Raw genomic sequence first — 20,268 nt, forward strand, 5'->3', positions numbered from 1 at the left:
CTGGAGCTTTTTTAATGGCAACTATCAACCAATTAGTACGCAAACCGCGTGTGAAAAAGGTTGTAAAAAGCAACGTTCCTGCATTAGAGGCTTGCCCGCAGAAACGTGGCGTGTGTACTCGTGTATACACTACTACACCTAAAAAACCGAACTCAGCATTACGTAAAGTATGTCGTATTCGTTTAACAAATGGCTTTGAAGTAACTTCATACATCGGTGGTGAAGGTCATAACCTTCAAGAACACAGCGTTGTATTAATCCGTGGCGGTCGTGTTAAAGACTTACCGGGCGTGCGTTACCACACTGTACGCGGTGCATTAGACTGTGCAGGCGTTAAAGATCGTAAACAAGGTCGTTCTAAATACGGCGTTAAACGTCCTAAATCTTAATGGTTCTCCGTTGAGTAAGGCCAAACGTCTAAATTTTAATATTTAAACCATAAACTCCAGTCAATATGCCTTAGGCACATTAGATGAGTTTTGGATATCCTGAAGATTTAATATACGGAGAAATTTCCAATGCCACGTCGTCGTAGTATTGAACCACGCAAAATTCTTCCAGATCCGAAGTTCGGTTCAGAATTACTTGCAAAATTTATTAACGTTTTAATGGTAGATGGTAAAAAATCTACTGCAGAAAAAATCGTTTACGGTGCATTAGAAGCTTTAGCACAACGTTCTGGTAAAGAAGCGTTAGAAGCATTCGAAATCGCATTAGACAACGTACGTCCAACTGTTGAGGTTAAATCTCGCCGTGTGGGTGGTTCTACTTACCAAGTACCTGTAGAAGTTCGCCCAACTCGTCGTAACGCTTTAGCTATGCGTTGGATTGTAGAAGCAGCTCGCAAACGTGGTGACAAATCAATGGCATTACGTTTAGCTAACGAATTATCAGATGCGGCAGACAACAAAGGCTCAGCAGTGAAAAAACGTGAAGACGTTCACCGTATGGCTGAAGCTAACAAAGCGTTTGCTCACTTCCGTTGGTAATCGTTTAAGCAAACTTTTTCAAGGCTTCATCCAAATCTGCGATGAAGCCTTACCCTTATTAAGAATTTCAATTTAAACCCAAAAGGTAAGAAATAAATGGCTCGTCAAACCCCTATTGAAAGATACCGTAACATTGGTATCAGTGCACACATCGACGCGGGTAAAACAACGACTTCTGAACGTATCCTTTTCTATACAGGTGTTAGCCACAAGTTAGGTGAAGTTCACGATGGTGCTGCAACAATGGACTGGATGGAACAGGAACAAGAGCGTGGTATTACTATTACTTCTGCTGCAACAACTGCATTCTGGTCAGGTATGTCTAAACAGTATCCACAACACCGTATCAACGTTATCGATACTCCGGGACACGTTGACTTTACTATCGAAGTAGAACGCTCAATGCGTGTTCTTGATGGTGCGGTAATGGTTTATTGTGCAGTAGGTGGTGTTCAACCACAATCTGAAACTGTATGGCGTCAAGCAAATAAATACCAAGTTCCACGTATTGCGTTCGTAAACAAAATGGACCGTACCGGTGCTAACTTCCTACGTGTTGTTGATCAAATCAAAACTCGTTTAGGTGGTAACTCAATCGCATTACAACTTCCAATCGGTGCTGAAGAAAACTTCAAAGGTGTTGTTGATTTAATTAAAATGAAAGCAATCAACTGGAATGAAGCTGATCAAGGTATGACATTTACTTATGAAGATATTCCAGCAGATATGTTAGATGCTTGTGAAGAGCGTCGTGCAATGTTAGTTGAAGCTGCAGCTGAAGCATCTGAAGAGTTAATGGAAAAATTCTTCTCTGGTGAAGAATTAACCGAAGAAGAAATCAAAGCAGCATTACGTCAACGCGTATTAGCAGGTGAAGTAATCCCTGTATGCTGTGGTTCTGCATTCAAAAACAAAGGTGTTCAAGCAATGCTTGATGCGGTAATTGATTACTTACCGGCACCAACTGATATTCCTGCAATTAAAGGTATCAATGAAGATGAAACTGAAGGTGAACGTCACGCAAGCGATGATGAGCCATTTGCTTCATTAGCATTCAAAATTGCAACTGACCCATTCGTGGGTAACTTAACCTTCTTCCGTGTTTACTCAGGTGTAATTAACTCTGGTGATACTGTTTACAACTCAGTAAAACAAAAACGTGAACGTTTTGGTCGTATCGTACAGATGCACGCAAACAAACGTGAAGAAATCAAAGAAGTTCGTGCGGGCGATATCGCAGCTGCAATCGGCTTAAAAGATGTTGGTACTGGTGATACATTATGTGCAATCGATGCACCAATCATCCTTGAGCGTATGGAATTCCCAGAGCCGGTAATCTCTGTTGCGGTAGAACCAAAAACTAAAGCTGACCAAGAGAAAATGGGCTTAGCGTTAGGTCGTTTAGCACAAGAAGACCCTTCATTCCGTGTTCATACTGATGAAGAATCTGGTGAGACTATCATCTCTGGTATGGGTGAGTTACACTTAGACATCATCGTTGATCGTATGAAACGTGAATTCAAAGTGGAAGCGAACATTGGTAAACCACAAGTATCTTACCGTGAAACTATCCGCACTCGTGTTAACGATGTGGAAGGTAAACACGCAAAACAATCTGGTGGTCGTGGTCAATATGGTCACGTTGTAATCGACTTATACCCATTAGATGCGGAAGGTCCGGGTTACGAATTTGTGAACGAAATCAAAGGTGGTGTAATCCCTGGTGAATACATTCCAGCAGTTGATAAAGGTATCCAAGAGCAACTTAAATCTGGTCCATTAGCGGGTTACCCGGTAGTTGATTTAGGTGTGCGTTTACACTTCGGTTCATACCACGATGTTGACTCATCTGAGTTAGCGTTTAAACTTGCTGCATCATTAGCATTTAAAGCTGCGTTTGCAAAAGCAAGCCCGGTATTACTTGAGCCAATTATGAAAGTTGAAGTGGAAACTCCACCAGACTACGTGGGTGATGTAATCGGAGACTTAAGTCGCCGTCGTGCTATGGTTAACGGTCAAGAAGCGAACGAGTTCGTTGTTAAAATCAATGCTGAAGTTCCACTTTCAGAGATGTTTGGTTATGCAACAGACTTACGTTCACAAACTCAAGGTCGTGCATCATACTCAATGGAACCTTTAAAATATGCTGAAGCACCGAAAAACGTTGCTGACGCTATTATTGAAGCTCGTAGAAAATAATTTGTTTAACCTGAGCCATAGCAATAGGGCTGTGGCTCATTTTTTAGGAAGATATTAAAGTGTCTAAAGAAAAATTTGAACGTACAAAACCGCACGTGAACGTGGGTACAATCGGCCACGTTGACCATGGTAAAACAACTTTAACAGCAGCAATTACAACTGTATTATCAAAACACTTCGGTGGTGCAGCTCGTGCATTCGACCAAATCGATAACGCACCGGAAGAAAAAGCTCGTGGTATCACCATCAACACTTCACACGTTGAATACGATACAGCAACTCGTCACTACGCACACGTTGACTGCCCGGGACACGCGGACTATGTTAAAAATATGATTACCGGTGCGGCACAAATGGACGGTGCTATCTTAGTAGTAGCAGCAACAGACGGTCCAATGCCACAAACTCGTGAGCACATCTTATTAGGTCGCCAAGTAGGTGTTCCATACATTATCGTATTCTTAAACAAATGCGATATGGTTGATGACGAAGAGTTATTAGAATTAGTTGAAATGGAAGTTCGTGAACTTCTTTCTCAATACGACTTCCCGGGCGATGACACTCCAATCGTACGTGGTTCAGCATTACAAGCATTAAACGGCGTTGCTGAATGGGAAGAAAAAATCCTTGAGTTAGCAAACCACTTAGATACTTATATCCCAGAGCCGGAGCGTGCGATTGATAAGCCATTCTTATTACCAATCGAAGACGTATTCTCAATTTCTGGTCGTGGTACAGTAGTAACAGGTCGTGTTGAGCGTGGTATCATCCGTACTGGTGATGAAGTTGAAATCGTAGGTATCAAAGATACAACGAAAACAACAGTAACTGGTGTTGAGATGTTCCGTAAATTATTAGACGAAGGTCGTGCGGGTGAGAACGTTGGTGCATTATTACGTGGTACTAAACGTGAAGAAATCGAACGTGGTCAAGTATTAGCGAAACCGGGTTCAATCACGCCACACACAGACTTCGAATCAGAAGTTTACGTATTATCAAAAGAAGAAGGTGGTCGTCATACTCCATTCTTCAAAGGTTACCGTCCACAGTTCTACTTCCGTACAACGGACGTAACAGGTACTATCGAATTACCGGAAGGTGTTGAGATGGTAATGCCTGGCGATAACATCAAAATGGTAGTAAGCTTAATTCACCCAATCGCGATGGATGAAGGTTTACGCTTCGCTATCCGTGAAGGTGGTCGTACAGTAGGTGCGGGCGTTGTAGCGAAAATCATCAAATAATTAAATTGATTATTTGAGCATACAAATGCAGAAAAGGCAGGCTGAAAAGTCTGCCTTTTCGTTTTATGTTATGTTGTGCGATTTGCAAAATGTAGAGGAAAAAAGACCGCTTGTAGAAAGTAACATTTACAAACGGTTAAATTTTCTGATTTTTTTGCAGAAACAGTTCTATTTTCTCTACCTCTCAATGACTTTCTTCTCGACAGCTTCTCGATAGATCGCTACAATAGCCGTCTATTTGTATATCTTTTATATCCCTAAACCGAGGTTTAAGAATGTCATTTTCAATTGAAACATTAGAAGGCTTACAACGCCGTGTAACTATTAACGTACCAGCTGACAAAATCGAAGCAGCATACAAAGAACAATTAAAAGGCTATGCGAAAAACGCACGCGTAGATGGTTTCCGTAAAGGTAAAGTACCTCATTCAATCATCGAACAACGTTTCGGTATCGCAGCTCGTCAAGATGTATTATCTGATGAAATGCAACGTGCATTTTTTGAAGCAGTAATTGCAGAAAAAATTAATTTAGCCGGTCGCCCGACTTTCACACCAAACAACTACCAACCTGGTCAAGATTTCAGCTTCACTGCAACTTTTGAAGTATTCCCGGAAGTAGAATTAAAAGGTTTCGAAAACATTGAAGTAGAAAAACCGGTTGTTGAAATCGCTGATGCTGATTTAGACAAAATGGTGGATGTGTTACGTAAACAACAAGCAACTTGGACAGAAAGCCAAGAAGCAGCAAAAGCTGAATCACGTGTAACTATTGATTTCGTTGGTTCTGTAGATGGCGAAGAGTTTGAAGGTGGTAAAGCATCTGACTTCGTATTATTTATGGGGCAAGGTCGTATGATCCCAGGCTTTGAAGATGGTATCGTCGGTCGCAAAGCAGGTGAGCAATTTGATATTGATGTAACTTTCCCGGAAGAATACCACGCTGAAAACTTAAAAGGTAAAGCAGCAAAATTTACAATTACCTTGAAAAAAGTAGAAGAAATGGTATTGCCTGAATTAACGGAAGAGTTTGTGAAAAAATTCGGTAATGCAAAATCAGTTGAAGAATTACGTGCAGAAATCAAGAAAAATATGCAACGTGAGCTGAAAAATGCAGTAACTTCACGCGTTAAAACACAAGTAATCAATGGCTTAATCGCACAAAACGATGTTGAAGTGCCTGCTGCTGCAGTTGAAGAAGAAGTGAACGTGTTACGCCAACAAGCAGTTCAACGTTTCGGTGGTAAACCGGAAATGGCAGCACAGTTACCGGCTGAGTTGTTTGAAGCAGAAGCGAAACGTCGTGTTCAAGTAGGTTTATTACTTTCTTCAGTAATCGCATCTAACGAATTGAAAGTAGATGAAAAACGTGTTGAAGATATGATTGCAGATATCGCATCAGCTTACGAACAACCGGCAGAAGTAGTTGCTCACTATGCGAAAAACCGTCAATTAACGGAAAATATTCGTAATGTTGTGTTAGAAGAGCAAGCTGTTGATGCAGTATTAGCGAAAGCGAAAGTAACTGAAAAAGCAATGTCATTTGACGAAGTAATGTCGCAACAAGCTCAATAATTTCCTTAAGGTGGGCTTATGTCCACCTTTTATTGCTTTTACAAGCGGTCAAAAAAGCCGCTTATTTTTCAATTTTAAGGAAATTAAATTATGGAACAGCTTACTTTTGCTCAGCAGTTACAGCAATTTTTCGCAAACCATACTATTATGGTGTTTGCGTGGGTAGCTTTATTTGTTGCAGTAATTTTCAGTTTTTATAAAAACGCAACCCGTAAATATACTATTGTGGATAACGCACAAGCCACTCAGCTTATTAATAAAGAAGACGCTGCGGTGATTGATTTACGTTCGGACGAAGAGTTTCGAGCAGGTCATATTATTGATAGTATTCACGTTTTACCTTCAGAATTAAAAGCAGGCAAAACGAATCAAATTGACAAATATAAAGATCGCCCTGTAATTTTAGTCGATATTAATGGTTTTACTTCAGGCGGTGTTGCTGATGCTATTGCTAAACAAGGTTTTAGCAAGCTTTATGTATTGAAAGAAGGTATTGCAGGCTGGCGTGCAGCAAGCCTACCAACAGTTAAGAAACATAAATAATCTATTTATTAAGGAAATTTTATGTCAGAAGAAAATCAAGTCTCTTCAACAGAAGAAGCTGCTCAAACTCCTTTCGAGCTTCAAATTCAACGTATTTATGTGAAAGATGTTTCATTTGAAGCCCCTAATTTGCCGACTATTTTCCATCAAGAGTGGAAACCACAATTAGGTTTTGAACTTGATACTGAAACCAAAGAGATTGGCGAAGATTTATACGAAGTAACATTACATATCACAGTTCAAACTACGTTAGAAGATAGTGGTGATGTGGCATTTATTTGTGAGGTAAAACAAGCCGGTGTGTTTACCATTAAAGGCTTAGAAGGTATTCAGCTTGCTCACTGCTTAGCATCGCAATGTCCGAATGTACTTTACCCTTATGCACGTGAGTTAATTTCAAGCCTGGTAAATCGCGGTACATTCCCTGCGTTAAATCTTTCTCCGGTAAATTTTGATGCGTTATTTATGGACTACCTCCAGCGTCAAGAACAAGAAGAAAGTGCAGAGCAGCCATTAGCTAACTAAGCATTTCAGAGAAATAGGTATGCACTGCATACCTATTTTTTTATCTACAAGCGGTTGTTTTTAATGATTTTTTTGCAAATGATTTGAGAAGATATATGAGAGAAGTTTATTCCGCACCAATCGCCGTATTAGGAGCAGGCTCTTACGGTACGGCACTAGCAATTGCCCTTTCTCGCAATGGTCATAAAACCTATTTATGGGGGCATAATCCGGCAAAAATGGCAGAGCTTGCAAAGGCTCGAATGAATCAAGATTTTTTGCCGGATATTGTTTTTCCTGAGGCGTTGGAAGTGGTTTCAGATTTATCAACAGCATTGCAAAATGTTAAAGATTTACTCATTGTTGTGCCGAGCCACGTATTCTCTGATGTCTTAGTACAGATTAAGCCTCTTTTATCTAAAGATCATCGTATTATGTGGGCAACTAAAGGGCTTGAGCGAGATACTGGGCGGTTATTGCAAACAGTAACGCAAGAAATTTTGGGAGACTCTTACCCACTAGCGGTGCTTTCTGGTCCAACTTTTGCAAAAGAACTTGCTGCAGGTTTACCAACCGCTATTTCACTTGCCTCTACCGATCCTGTATTTGCTGATGAAATGCAACAACGTATTCACTGTTCAAAGGCTTTTCGTGTTTACCTCAATAATGATATTGTCGGCGTGCAACTAGGCGGAGCAATTAAAAATGTGATTGCGATTGGTGCTGGTATTTCAGATGGAATGGGCTTTGGGGCAAATGCACGCACTGCCTTAATTACTCGTGGGCTTGCTGAAATTAGCCGTTTGGGAGTATCACTCGGGGCTGATCCAAAAACCTTCACCGGAATGGCAGGTTTAGGAGATTTGGTGCTAACCTGCACCGATAACCAATCCCGTAATCGTCGTTTTGGCTTAGCTTTGGGGCAAGGGAAATCGCCTGAAATTGCTATTCAAGAAATCGGGCAAGTCGTAGAAGGTTTTTACAATACGAAAGAAGCCTACTTGCTCGCTCAAAAACAAGGTGTTGAAATGCCGATAGTGGAGCAGATTTACCAAATGTTATTTGAGGGAAAAAATGCTCTAGATGTAGTTAAAACATTATTAGGGCGTGAGAGAAAGGGAGAATAATATGCAGCAATATGAAATTAATCAGATTTGGCAATCTATCAGAGAAGAAGCAAAAGAGCTTGCCAACAGTGAACCAATGCTGGCGAGTTTTTTCCACGCAACCATCTTAAAGCATCATAATTTAGGCGATGCGTTAAGCTATATTCTAGCCAATAAGCTAGAAAATCCGATTATGCCAGCCATTGCACTAAAAGAGATTATAGAAGAAGCTTACCGTGCAGAGCCTCAAATTATTGCAAGTGCTGCCTGCGATATTAATGCGGTTCGCACACGAGACCCTGCGGTAGATAAATGGAGTACTCCACTGCTTTATCTAAAAGGCTTTCACGCACTACAAAGCTACCGAGTAACTCATTATCTATGGAATCAAGGCAGAAAGGCTCTTGCTGTTTATTTACAAAACGAAATTTCAGTTGCTTTTGATGTAGATATTCACCCAGCCGCCAAAGTAGGCTGCGGCATTATGTTTGACCACGCAACAGGCATTGTGGTGGGCGAAACTTCAGTGATTGAAAATGATGTCTCTATTCTACAAGGCGTAACACTAGGCGGAACAGGCAAAGAAAACGGCGACCGCCACCCGAAAATCCGAGAGGGGGTGATGATTGGTGCGGGGGCGAAAATTCTCGGCAATATTGAAATCGGACGCTATTCCAAAATCGGGGCAAATTCAGTGGTACTACAACCTGTTCCGGAACACGCTACCGCGGCAGGAGTACCGGCACGCATTATCGGTAAATCCTCAGAACAAAAACCGGCATTTGATATGAACCAATATTTTGAAGATGACAACAGTGTTACTGGCTACGGTGATGGAATTTAGCGCTGGGGTCATCTGAATTGAGTGTCATCAAGCCTTGATAAATAAGGGTTTTGGTTAATTCAAATTTTATTTGTACTCCTAAAATCTTCGGATTTGATTATATCGTATAGGTACGCATAGGACAATAAAAAAGCCTTGAAGTATTGATTTTCAAGGCTTTTTAGGTCTCTATAGAACGCTATAGGTTTATGATTTGGTGGAGCTGGGGGGATTTGAACCCCCGTCCGAAATTTCTCTACCTTCAGTACTACACGTTTAGTCTAGTCTTTAATTTCGCTTATCCACAGCGGACAGACACGCAATGAATAAACTAGCTTTATTGAATTTAGTGTTTCGATCCTAAAGCGGCGGCGTCCACACGATCTCGTTTGGGATGACTTATCTGAACCCTCGTCTTACGAGCGGAAGCTGAGGAGATAAGGCTAAACGCAGGTTATTAAGCTGCTAAAGCGTATTGTTCGTCGTTTGCGACTATTTTTTTGCGGTTTGTTTACGAGGCCTACCGCACCTCGACGTGCACCTTGGGCTTCGCCAATCCCGTCGAATCCAAAATCAGCCCCAAAAGTTAGGTAATTCTAGCGGAAAGCGGTCAGATTTGCAAAAAGTTTTGCAAATAGAAAAATATATCGGAAATGAGATCTAGATCTCTTGTTTTTTGGCATATTCGGCATAGTATGTGCCTAGTTTTTTAATATTCACTTAAGGAAAAGGAGTCTATTATGACTTTAGCGTATGCTCAACGTGAGCCGGAAAAATTTGCGACGTTTTTAAAACGTCAAAAATTGATTTTTATTGTGGCATTTTTAGGTTATGTCTGTGCTTATTTAGTGCGTAATAATTTTAAATTAATGTCCAAATCCATTATGGTGACTAACGGTTGGGATAAAGCCGATATTGCAATGCTATTATCTTGCTTAACTATTTCTTACGGATTGGCAAAATTCTATATGGGGGCATTAGGCGATAAAGTGGATTTACGGAAATTATTTTCTATTTGTTTAGCTACCAGTGCGGCAATCTGTTTGATTATCGGTTTTCATCATACTTCCATTATGACCTTAGCCGTATTGTTAGTGCTGTGTGGCGTTGTGCAAGGGGCGTTGGCTCCGGCATCACAAAATATGATTGCTAATTATTATCCGAACAAAACGCGTGGTGCAGCAATTGCCGGTTGGAATATTTCGCAAAATATGGGTTCTGCTTTACTACCCATGATGATTGCGATGATGACGACAATGGGTTTTATTGTGCCTTCTACGGGGAATATTCTGTTAGCCTTCTTAGTGCCGGCGGTATTGGTACTGCTCTTTGCGGTTTTCTGTTGGAAATATGGTGGCGATAACCCTGAAGCGGAAGGTTTGGATTCGTTACGCACTATGTATGGTGAGGCGGGAGAATCTAATGTAGCTTCAGAGGAAGAAAAACATAATCTCACTTATTGGCAATTAATTTGGAAATATGTGTTCCTCAATCCGGCATTATTGTTAGTGGCAGCGGTAAATGTGGCACTTTATTTCGTGCGTTTCGGAATTGAAGACTGGATGCCGATTTACTTACACGAAGTAGCGAAAATGGGCGATGCGGAATCTCATGTAGCTATTTCTGTTTTAGAGTGGGTTGCGATTCCTGGCTCGTTGGTGTTTGCGTGGCTGGCGGTAAAATACCCAAATAAAATGGCGAAAATGGGGGCAATCGGCTTGTTTATTATGGTAGGCGTGGTGTTCGCTTATGAATTAGTAACGGCAACAGGCTCGCCTAACTATGCCCTATTATTGGTAATTTGCGGTATCTTAGGGGCATTAATTTATGGTCCTCAGCTGATTGTGAATATATTGACCATCAACTTTGTGCCACTCAATGTTGCAGGAACGGCTATCGGCTTTGTGGGCGTAACCGCTTATTTACTCGGTAATATGGGAGCGAACTGGATTATGCCGATTATCGCAGACAGTTTCGGTTGGTTCTGGTCTTATGCGATTATTGCCGCATTATCGGCATTCTCAGCGGTAGGCTATTTAGTGCTAGCGAAACACGAAGAAAAAACCGTTCAAGCCTAATTGATTGTTTTCATTAACTGAAAAGTGGAGTTTCTCTTTATTATAAAAGGGGAACTCCGCTTTTTTATTTACGTCTAACTGCATTATAAATTTCTAGCAGATAACCCGAACACTGCTATAATGTGCCGATTGCTTAGCGTTTAAGAGAGATAGAATGAAAAAATTTGATGAGATTGATATTGAAGATGCGGAAATTATCGAGCCCGATGAGGTTGAGATCATCGAAGATAATGACACATCAACGGTAGAGGCGATGCACCCTGCGTTGGTGTCTGCCTCTATGCCTGTGCCGCAAGGCAATTTGGATAGTTATATCCGAATGGCGAATCAATATCCGATTCTCACCGCCGAGCAAGAAAAAGAGCTTGCCGAGCGTTATTATTACGATGAAGACGTTGAGGCGGCAAAACAGCTTATTCTCTCGCATATGCGTTTTGTGATCCACATCGCGCGTGGCTACCTCGGCTATGGCTTGCCGTTGGCGGATTTAATCCAAGAGGGCAATATCGGCTTGATGAAAGCGGTAAAGCGTTTTGACCCGAATGTCGGTGTGCGTTTGGTGTCCTTTGCGGTGCATTGGGTAAAGGCGGAAATCCACGAATATGTGCTGAAAAATTGGCGAATTGTGAAAGTCGCCACCACCAAAGCGCAACGTAAATTGTTCTTTAATCTGCGAAAAAATAAAAATCGCTTGGCGTGGTTTAACGAAGAAGAGATCAAAAAAGTTGCTGATGATTTGGGCGTTACGGTGGAAGAAGTGCGAGAAATGGAATCTCGTATGACCGGGCAAGATCTCGGTTTTGATTTACCAGCCGGCGAAGATGATGAAGATACTTACGCACCTTCAATGTATATTGAGGACAGCAGCTCCAATTTTGCCGATGATTTGGAAGACGAGCAACACAGCGGACAAGCCACCGCACAGCTTGCTTATGCCTTAGCCACGCTGGACGAACGCAGCCAAGATATTATCAAAACCCGTTGGTTAGATGATAACAAAGCAACCTTACAAGATCTTGCCGACAAATACGCCATTTCGGCAGAACGTGTTCGTCAGTTGGAAAATGCAGCATTGAAAAAAATTAAAGATGCCATTTCATTAGACGATTAACAGCCTACAAGCGGCGATTTTTTTACTCGCTACGCTCGCACTTCGTGCCGTCGGCAGAGCCGACGTTCAAACGCAAGCGTTTATGCAAAATTTTACGCAAATCTCACCGCTTGTATTTATTTACCCGAACCAAATTTTATGATGAAACACGAGGATATGATGATTAATATTACCGATAAACAAATTGACCCAACTTTTTACCAACGTGCGGACGGCTTTATCAACATCGCCAACGCTCATTTACAAAACATCGCCCCAACTCAAGTGAGCAATGCAATGCTGTTTGCCTGTGCTAGATTTAACGCCTATGTCGCCGCCAGCAAAGCAGAATACAAGCAACAACTTGCCGATTCCAGAGAAGAGGTGATTAATTATTTTGTTGAACAATACAAAGAAATGCTGACCGCCAATTTAGACGAATACATCCACCATTTCGAGCGTTATATTGAAGGGAAAAAGGCGGATTAACCGCCTTTGTTTTTTTGACTACTGTGCCATTTTCTCTGCAATTTTCAAAAAACCGTCAGCGGTTTTAAAAATCTCGTCAAAGCCTTGAGCCTCCAATATTTTATCGGCAACTTCACGGAATGCCCCCTCGCCACCGGCTTTTTCTAACACCCAATCGGCTTGGGCTTTGATATAATCGTGGGCGTTACGAGGGGCGATGGCTAATCCACAGACCTCAAAAGCGGGTAAATCTAAGGTATCATCCCCGATGTAGGCGGTTTGTTCCGGCGTAACGCCCGCTTTTTCCATCAGCTCAAAACAGGCAGAACGTTTTTCCATTTTGCCGAGTAAGGCTAAATCAATTTTCAACACCTCTAGGCGTTTACGAAGTAGTGCGGTATCGCCACCTGATAGCACCGCCACTTTAATGCCGCAACTTTGCAACATTTTTACCCCTAAGCCATCGTGAACGTGGAAGCGTTTCATCACCTCGCCTTGGTCTGTGTAGTACATTCCGCCATCGGTTAAAACGCCATCAACATCGGTAATTACGAATTTAATCTTGGTTAGGTCTAACATTTTTTTGCCTCAAATATGGTATGATTTTGCCATTATAGCGTTTTGCTTTTAGTTTACAAAGGAACGGAAATGTCGATTTCAGCGAATTTAATGCAAATTCATCAAAAAATTCAGCAAATTTCAAGCGAATATCAACGAGAAAATGTCCGATTATTGGCGGTGTCAAAAACCAAGCCTGTATCAGCCATTCAAGAGGCGATTGAGGCAGGTCAGATTGCCTTTGGCGAAAATTATGTGCAGGAAGCGGTCGAAAAAATTGAATTTTTTGCAAATCGCCCTGAGCTGGAATGGCATTTTATCGGACCGTTGCAATCGAATAAAACCAAGTTAGTGGCAACGCATTTTGATTGGATTCAAACAGTGGACAGGTTCAAAATTGCCGAACGTTTAAACGAGCAACGCCCAGCGGATAAAGCTCCGCTGAATGTGCTGATTCAAATTAACATCAGCGATGAAAATTCCAAATCGGGCATTCAGCCGGAGGAAATGTTGCCACTTGCCCAAGCGATTTTGCAATTACCGAATTTGAAACTGCGTGGCTTAATGGCGATTCCTAAGCCGGAAAGCGAGCCGGAGCAACAAAAAATCGCCCTTCGCAAAATGCAGCAACTTTTTAACCGCTTGCAAACGGAATTTGATGGCATCGACACCCTTTCAATGGGCATGTCGGACGATATGGCGGCTGCGATTGAGTGTGGTTCGACAATGGTACGAATCGGCACGGCGATTTTTGGGGCGAGGGATTATTAGCCTAATTAAAATAGAAATGTAACGTAGGGACGCACTGCGTGCGTCCGTAACATTGAGATTGTTTTTGGACACACGCAGTGCGTCCCTACTTAATCTTTTTGACAAGCGGTGGAATTTGTAGAAATTTTTGCAAATTTCATCGCTTGTTTGTTTTTTAACCGCCTAAATCTTGCTGGTTGAATATTGCTCGACAGTTGTTTTTTTTTTGTACAATATTGATGTGTTTTTACACAAGTTATTAATTCTTTTTTTAACATATATAGAGGTCCTATATGAAACCGGCATTAAAAACAACAGCGTTAGCAATTTTAGTTAGCTTGGGTGTGGCAGCTTGTGGTAGCAGTGGTAAGAATGAATCAGCATCGGCATCAAAACCGGTCAATACACAAGTTGACAAGGCAAAAGAAGCTGCAGAAAAGGCTCGCTTAGAAGCTGAGAAAAAGGCAAAAGACGCAGCGGAAAAAGCGCGCTTAGAGGCTCAGAAAAAAGCTCAAGAAGCGGAGAAAGCCCGTTTAGAAGCTGAACGAAAAGCAAAAGAAGCAGCAGAAAAAGCTCGCTTAGAAGCTGAGAAAAAGGCAAAAGACGCAGCGGAAAAGGCTCGCTTAGAGGCACAGAAAAAAGCTCAAGAAGCAGAGAAAGCTCGCTTAGAAGCTGAGAAAAAAGCAAAAGAAGCAGCTGATGCAAAAGCTAAGGCAGCGGCAGAAAAAGCACGTTTGGAAGCAGAAAAGAAAGCAAAAGAAGCAGAGAAAGCTCGTTTAGAGGCTGAGAAAAAAGCAAAAGAAGCTGCTGCTTTAAAAGCGAAGCAAGAGGCAGAAAAAGTAGCTAATGAATGGCGTGGTAAAAACAGTAATGCCAACATTGTTGAACCTACTCGTGTAGAAGGTTACGCAGCTTCATCCTACAATACGGATTCTGGTAGAGACAGCGGTGGATATTATGTAGCTGATTATAATGGAACTAAAGAAACTACTCCTATTAATAATAGTAGTAATACGGGATATAAATTAGATTTTTATAAATTAGCGATTGAAGATAAAGCTAACCCTCAGGTATTAGGTTGGCATAAAGGTGAGATTAGATCAGCGGGTATTAATGGTAGTGAAATTTCAAAATTAAATGCTGAAAATGAAATTGTGGAGCGAACTTACCCTGAAAAAGTAAACTATATATTCAAAAATACGCCATATGCTACTTATGGTGCTGTATATAATAATTATGAATCTCATTTATTTGCTGTATATGAGCAGCCTGTTTCAGTGGGTAGTTACTCTAATAGACATCAGATTGGTGAATACGAAGTAATTGATGGTAATAAAACCACTAAAATTAAATATAATGACTCGGTAAAAGGTGCTGCAACCTACAAAGGTGAGGTTCTTGCACACGTGGCAAGACATTTTAAAGATAAGCAAACAGGAAATGACCTCTATATTTTTGATAAAACTCCAGCAATAGATGGTACAGTTACAATTAATGCTAATTTTGGTCCGAGAGCAGAGGAAAACTATACTTCAGCTACTTTAGACAGTAAAGCATTGGGTAAAGTGGAATTTACCAAAAATCGAATGCAGACAATAAAACCTATATTTGGTAACCCTGCTATTAAAGTCTTTAATTCGGTATCTATCAATAAGAGAGATATTCTTTTAAATGGTTATGTTGCAGGTAAACAGGCAGATGAAATAGTAGGTGGAATTTCTTATACAAATGATAGTTCGTCAGCAAAAAGCGGAGATGTATTTTACTACAAAGCTGTCTTCGCAGCCGAAAAACAACCTAAATAATTATCTCTAATTTCCTTTAAAAGCCATTGCCTCGGCAATGGCTTTTTAACTACCAAACTAACGCCAATGAAACAGCCAATTATTTTACTTTTAACCCTTTTCCCAACATTGGGTTGGGCGGAAACCTTTAATCAGCCGATAACCGAACGCACCACGATTGAGCCGACATTAAAAGTCGCCCAGCCTGTCGCACCGGCACCGGTGGTGGTGATTCGTAATCAAGAAAATCAACCGATTGAATTATCGGAAGCTGAGTTAAAAGCCAATCCAACACTTACCCAACAACTATTGAGCCAAGCGATCTATGCCCGTCATCCGGAGATTATTGGCAAGCTACTGGCGGTGTACCAAACCTTTCCACAAACTGACCCGATTTTAATTCAGTTCGCACAGGGCAAAATTTTTGCCTTAACCGGTGAACATCATAAAGCGGTGGAGCAGTATCGTGCGATTTTGGCGAAACAACCGGAGCTAAACCCCGTGCGTTTTGAGCTGGCGACTTCGCTCTTTTACGATAAACAGCTTTCTGCTGCGGAAGACCAGTTCAATAAGGTGAAAACCGACCCGAATATGCCTGCCGAAGTGCAGCAAATGGCAGATGATTACCTTGAAAGTATTCAAAAAAGTAGCGAGTGGAATTTTAGTGCTAGTAGCCATTATGTGCGGGATAGCAATGTGAATAATGTGTCGAACGCCCGAAACATTGAAAATACCGGCTATGTGAAAAACGACAATATGCTGCCTGAAACCGCTCACGGTATTGCTTATAGCGTGAATTTCGGCAAAGATTTTAATCTAGGAGGCAGACACTATCTCGCCTTTGATAACGATTTTTACGGTAAAAGTTATTGGGATAATCACGATTACGATGATTGGAACAACCGCACCTATTTAGGCTATCGCTATAAAACGCCTTCTGCCACCTTGAGTATTTTACCTTTCTACGAAAAGCGTTGGTATGGTAATGAAAGTTATCAGTGGAGCAATGGTGTGCGCGCCGAGTTTTCCAAATGGCTCAATAGCCATTGGCAGATTGTGACGGCACTGGAACACGGCAAACAACGCTATTTCGACAGCACCGCCCAAAACGGCAACAGCAAATTGGCGTCTGCTACGCTGGTTTGGGTGCGTAATCCTACCCAATTTTTTACCTTAGGGGCAGATTTCAACCGAGAAAAAGCGTGGGTTAAGCAGTACAGTGCCGACACCAAAGGCGTACGTCTAAGTTGGGGGCAGGAGTGGGAACTGGGCGGGATTTCCAGCCGTTTGAGTTTCGGCATTTCTCAACGCCAATATAAAGACCAAGCCAAATTGGGCGGGATTTTAGATCTAGGTAAAGTTAGACAAGATAAAATCTATTCCGCTGCATTAACTGTTTGGAAACGGGATTGGCATTTGTGGGGTATAACCCCAAAATTGCAACTGAGCTGGCGTAAAAACGACAGCAATTTGCCGACGATGTATTCTTACAGCCGCAAAAATGCGAATCTGATTTTTGAGAAAACGTTTTAGGTTAAACTAGCAAGCGGTCAAATTCGCAAAAAACTTTGCAAATTCCACCGCTTGTTTTGTAGCCAAATTCGGAAAAAGTCTGTATAATTCGACCTCCAATTTCTAGACTCTCGCCAGTTTTGATGGGCGGGAGTTTTTATTTTCACTTAACTTAAAGATATTCAAATGCAAAATGTAGATATTAATAAATTGCGTAACATCGCAATTATTGCTCACGTTGACCACGGTAAAACCACCTTAGTTGATAAACTGTTACAACAATCAGGCACTTTTGAAGCCATCCGTGGCGATGTAGATGAGCGTGTAATGGACTCAAACGATCTTGAAAAAGAGCGTGGCATTACCATTCTTGCCAAAAATACAGCGATTAACTGGAACGGTTATCACATCAACATCGTAGATACTCCGGGGCATGCCGACTTCGGTGGCGAAGTAGAGCGTGTACTTTCAATGGTGGATTCTGTGTTATTAGTGGTAGATGCTTTTGATGGTCCAATGCCGCAAACCCGTTTCGTAACCCAAAAAGCATTCGCTCACGGTTTAAAACCAATCGTGGTAATCAACAAAGTTGACCGTCCGGGCGCTCGTCCTGATTGGGTGGTGGATCAAGTGTTTGACTTATTCGTAAACTTAGGTGCAAGCGATGAGCAGTTAGATTTCCCAATTATCTACGCATCAGCCTTAAACGGTGTTGCCGGCTTAGAACACGAAGATCTCGCAGCGGATATGACCCCGCTTTATGAAGCGATTGTTAAGCACGTTCAGCCGCCACAAGTGGAATTAGACGCACCGTTCCAAATGCAGATTTCGCAATTAGACTACAACAACTATGTGGGTGTTATCGGTATCGGTCGTATCAAACGTGGTTCGGTTAAACCAAACCAAGCGGTAACGGTGGTAGATAGCGAGGGCAAAACCCGTCAAGGTCGTATCGGTCAAGTGTTAGGACACTTAGGTTTACAACGTTTTGAAGCAACAGAAGCTTTTGCAGGCGATATTATCGCCATCACAGGTTTAGGCGAATTAAATATTTCGGATACGATTTGTGATATTAATGCGGTGGAGGCTTTACCTGCATTATCTGTTGATGAGCCAACAGTAACAATGTTCTTCTGCGTAAACACCTCGCCATTCTGTGGTCAAGAAGGTAAATTTGTAACATCTCGCCAAATTCTTGAGCGTTTAACCAAAGAATTAGTCCACAACGTGGCATTACGTGTGGAAGAAACCCCGAACCCGGACGAATTCCGTGTGTCAGGTCGTGGCGAGTTACACTTATCGGTATTAATCGAAAATATGCGTCGTGAAGGTTACGAATTAGCGGTATCTCGCCCGAAAGTAATCTACAAAGAAGAAAACGGTAAAAAACAAGAGCCATTTGAGCAAGTAACCATCGACATCGAAGAACAACACCAAGGTTCAGTAATGGAAGCACTTGGTATGCGTAAAGGCGAAGTGCGTGATATGATCCCGGACGGTAAAGGTCGTACCCGTTTAGAGTATGTGATCCCAAGCCGTGGCTTAATCGGTTTCCGTAATGAATTTATGACGATGACTTCAGGTACAGGTTTACTTTACTCAACATTCAGCCACTACGATGATGTAAAACCGGGTGAAATCGGTCAGCGTAAAAACGGCGTGTTAATTTCTAACGCGACAGGTAAAGCCCTTGCTTATGCATTATTCGGCTTACAAGAGCGTGGTAAATTAATGATTGACCACGGTGTGGATGTGTACGAAGGTCAAATTATCGGTATTCACAGCCGTTCAAACGACTTAACCGTAAACTGTTTACAAGGTAAGAAATTAACCAACGTTCGTGCGTCAGGTAAAGACGATGCGATTGTATTAACTACACCGGTACGTTTCACTTTAGAGCAAGCATTAGAGTTTATTGATGACGATGAGTTAGTGGAAGTAACGCCACAATCCATCCGTATCCGTAAACGTTTATTAACGGAAAACGACCGTAAACGTGCAAGTCGTACAACAACCAGTACCAGCACTCAATAAGAACGAAAAAGAGCGACTTAGGTCGCTCTTTTGTTTTTGAAGTTTTTGACTTTCGTTATAAATACAACGCCATAACCACCGCATTTTCTTTTCCGCCTTCGGGTGTAGGGTAGTAATTTTTCCGCACGGTAACTTCGTTAAAACCGAGTGAATCATACAGTTTTTGTGCCGTAATGTTGGATTCCCTTACCTCAAGCCAAAGGGTAGCGACACCTCGTTTTTGCAGTTGCAAAATTAATTCGGAAAGTAACCGCTTGCCAAAGCCTTTTCCTTGAAAATTAGGATCAACGGCGATATTAAACAGCGTTGCCTCGTCCAGCACCAGTTGGCTGATGGCAAAAGCGACAATTTCTCCGTTTTCCATCAGCTTTAAATTCAGATATTTTTCGCCTTGATTATTCAGCAGTGTACCTTTACTCCACGGCACTAAATGGGCTTTTTGCTCAATTTCAAATAATCGCTCAAAATCAGCTTGTTGAATTTCTTCAATCACGATCTTCCCTTAAATGATTAGAATAGGCATCTATTTGCTGCCAAAGTTGGCGTTTATGCGTAGAATTTGTAAGTTCTTGCCACGAATGATTTTGCCAAGCGGTCGAATTTGCAAATTTTTTTGCCATTTTAACCGCTTGTTCTTCTGCTTGAATCAGCCAAATAATCGGCGAATGGGTAAACACCAACCGTTGAGATTGCTCTGCATTCAGCCATTGATAGTGGGATTTTTGTAGCCCTAACGCTAGCAGAATATCTGAAAACAGACGGCTGGTTTGGTAGTCTTCCTCACATACCACAATCAATTTCACATTATCATTTAAGCGAATTTGGGCATCGCCTTTCAGCACCTGCGGTTTGGTTAAAACCCATTGCGAAATACCCATTTCATTTAACAGCAAATCACGCCTATTCATCTTAAACCTCATAAAATTTACGGCATAGTACCAAAACTCAGCCAAATCAGGAAATTTTTTGCAAAATTCAGCAGGTTTTGCAAGATTTATCCGCCTAAATTCGG

At 41.6% G+C, this 20,268-nt stretch carries 20 protein-coding genes and 1 other RNA gene; 16 read left to right on the top strand and 5 right to left on the bottom strand.

Annotated features, from left to right (window positions below):
* The first annotated feature begins 14 nt into the window (after positions 1 to 14).
* The 9 genes from rpsL to cysE all read left to right on the top strand — a co-directional run bounded on the left by rpsL (position 15) and on the right by cysE (position 9,003).
* Positions 15 to 389, top strand: a complete 375-nt coding sequence (rpsL, locus tag V6W77_RS00310) for a 30S ribosomal protein S12 (RefSeq protein ID WP_005708967.1) — start codon at positions 15 to 17, stop codon at positions 387 to 389.
* 129 nt (positions 390 to 518) lie between these two features.
* Positions 519 to 989, top strand: coding sequence for a 30S ribosomal protein S7 (rpsG, locus tag V6W77_RS00315; protein WP_025235274.1), 471 nt, complete (start codon positions 519 to 521; stop codon positions 987 to 989).
* A gap of 96 nt (positions 990 to 1,085) precedes the next feature.
* Entirely contained in the window at positions 1,086 to 3,188 is a 2,103-nt protein-coding gene (gene fusA, locus V6W77_RS00320) for an elongation factor G (protein ID WP_025235275.1), read from the top strand.
* A gap of 59 nt (positions 3,189 to 3,247) precedes the next feature.
* Entirely contained in the window at positions 3,248 to 4,432 is a 1,185-nt protein-coding gene (gene tuf / locus V6W77_RS00325; protein ID WP_334234190.1) for an elongation factor Tu, read from the top strand.
* A gap of 275 nt (positions 4,433 to 4,707) precedes the next feature.
* Positions 4,708 to 6,006 (top strand): trigger factor, encoded by a 1,299-nt coding sequence (gene tig, locus V6W77_RS00330; protein ID WP_334253447.1) that lies wholly within the window; start codon positions 4,708 to 4,710, stop codon positions 6,004 to 6,006.
* Between the two features lie 90 nt (positions 6,007 to 6,096).
* Positions 6,097 to 6,549, top strand: a complete 453-nt coding sequence (locus V6W77_RS00335; RefSeq protein ID WP_334253448.1) for a rhodanese-like domain-containing protein — start codon at positions 6,097 to 6,099, stop codon at positions 6,547 to 6,549.
* A 21-nt stretch (positions 6,550 to 6,570) separates the two neighbouring features.
* On the top strand, positions 6,571 to 7,074 hold the full coding sequence (secB, locus tag V6W77_RS00340) for a protein-export chaperone SecB (protein ID WP_025235280.1): 504 nt from the start codon (positions 6,571 to 6,573) through the stop codon (positions 7,072 to 7,074).
* Positions 7,075 to 7,169: 95 nt separating this feature from the next.
* Entirely contained in the window at positions 7,170 to 8,180 is a 1,011-nt protein-coding gene (gene gpsA / locus V6W77_RS00345) for an NAD(P)H-dependent glycerol-3-phosphate dehydrogenase (protein WP_025235281.1), read from the top strand.
* A 1-nt stretch (position 8,181) separates the two neighbouring features.
* Entirely contained in the window at positions 8,182 to 9,003 is an 822-nt protein-coding gene (gene cysE, locus V6W77_RS00350; RefSeq protein WP_334253449.1) for a serine O-acetyltransferase, read from the top strand.
* A gap of 194 nt (positions 9,004 to 9,197) precedes the next feature.
* On the opposite strand, the gene ssrA is transcribed toward cysE, so the two are convergent.
* Positions 9,198 to 9,563: a transfer-messenger RNA gene (gene ssrA / locus V6W77_RS00355) on the bottom strand.
* A 159-nt stretch (positions 9,564 to 9,722) separates the two neighbouring features.
* On the opposite strand from ssrA, the gene V6W77_RS00360 reads away from it, so the two are divergent.
* From V6W77_RS00360 to V6W77_RS00370, 3 genes are all read left to right on the top strand, one after another.
* Positions 9,723 to 11,060: an MFS transporter gene (locus V6W77_RS00360; RefSeq protein WP_334253450.1), complete on the top strand. Its 1,338-nt coding sequence runs from the start codon at positions 9,723 to 9,725 to the stop codon at positions 11,058 to 11,060.
* A gap of 154 nt (positions 11,061 to 11,214) precedes the next feature.
* Positions 11,215 to 12,171 carry an RNA polymerase sigma factor RpoH gene (gene rpoH / locus V6W77_RS00365; RefSeq protein WP_334253451.1) on the top strand — a complete coding sequence of 319 codons (957 nt, stop codon included), beginning with the start codon at positions 11,215 to 11,217 and terminating at the stop codon, positions 12,169 to 12,171.
* Between the two features lie 138 nt (positions 12,172 to 12,309).
* Entirely contained in the window at positions 12,310 to 12,639 is a 330-nt protein-coding gene (locus V6W77_RS00370) for a DUF3144 domain-containing protein (protein WP_283386411.1), read from the top strand.
* An 18-nt stretch (positions 12,640 to 12,657) separates the two neighbouring features.
* On the opposite strand, the gene V6W77_RS00375 is transcribed toward V6W77_RS00370, so the two are convergent.
* Positions 12,658 to 13,197, bottom strand: coding sequence for a KdsC family phosphatase (locus V6W77_RS00375; RefSeq protein WP_334235099.1), 540 nt, complete (start codon positions 13,195 to 13,197; stop codon positions 12,658 to 12,660).
* 69 nt (positions 13,198 to 13,266) lie between these two features.
* On the opposite strand from V6W77_RS00375, the gene V6W77_RS00380 reads away from it, so the two are divergent.
* Complete coding sequence (locus V6W77_RS00380) at positions 13,267 to 13,947, top strand: YggS family pyridoxal phosphate-dependent enzyme (protein ID WP_334253452.1); 681 nt, start codon at positions 13,267 to 13,269, stop codon at positions 13,945 to 13,947.
* A gap of 89 nt (positions 13,948 to 14,036) precedes the next feature.
* Here V6W77_RS00380 and V6W77_RS00385 read toward each other — a convergent pair whose 3' ends face one another.
* The gene (locus V6W77_RS00385; RefSeq protein ID WP_334253453.1) at positions 14,037 to 14,204 is read right to left on the bottom strand and encodes a hypothetical protein; all 168 of its coding nucleotides are present in this window, start codon (positions 14,202 to 14,204) and stop codon (positions 14,037 to 14,039) included.
* Positions 14,205 to 14,219: 15 nt separating this feature from the next.
* On the opposite strand from V6W77_RS00385, the gene V6W77_RS00390 reads away from it, so the two are divergent.
* From V6W77_RS00390 to typA, 3 genes are all read left to right on the top strand, one after another.
* Entirely contained in the window at positions 14,220 to 15,731 is a 1,512-nt protein-coding gene (locus tag V6W77_RS00390) for a hypothetical protein (protein WP_334253454.1), read from the top strand.
* A gap of 66 nt (positions 15,732 to 15,797) precedes the next feature.
* Entirely contained in the window at positions 15,798 to 17,243 is a 1,446-nt protein-coding gene (locus V6W77_RS00395) for a surface lipoprotein assembly modifier (RefSeq protein WP_334253455.1), read from the top strand.
* 165 nt (positions 17,244 to 17,408) lie between these two features.
* Positions 17,409 to 19,256, top strand: coding sequence for a translational GTPase TypA (gene typA, locus V6W77_RS00400; RefSeq protein WP_334253456.1), 1,848 nt, complete (start codon positions 17,409 to 17,411; stop codon positions 19,254 to 19,256).
* A gap of 55 nt (positions 19,257 to 19,311) precedes the next feature.
* Here typA and rimI read toward each other — a convergent pair whose 3' ends face one another.
* Entirely contained in the window at positions 19,312 to 19,749 is a 438-nt protein-coding gene (rimI, locus tag V6W77_RS00405) for a ribosomal protein S18-alanine N-acetyltransferase (RefSeq protein WP_334253457.1), read from the bottom strand.
* Positions 19,742 to 20,164 (bottom strand): DNA polymerase III subunit psi, encoded by a 423-nt coding sequence (locus V6W77_RS00410; protein WP_334253458.1) that lies wholly within the window; start codon positions 20,162 to 20,164, stop codon positions 19,742 to 19,744. The genes rimI and V6W77_RS00410 overlap by 8 nt, the downstream gene beginning before the upstream one ends.
* Positions 20,165 to 20,268: the final 104 nt, after the last annotated feature.

It is taken from the genome of Mannheimia indoligenes, assembly GCF_036880405.1.
GTDB lineage: Bacteria > Pseudomonadota > Gammaproteobacteria > Enterobacterales > Pasteurellaceae > Mannheimia > Mannheimia indoligenes.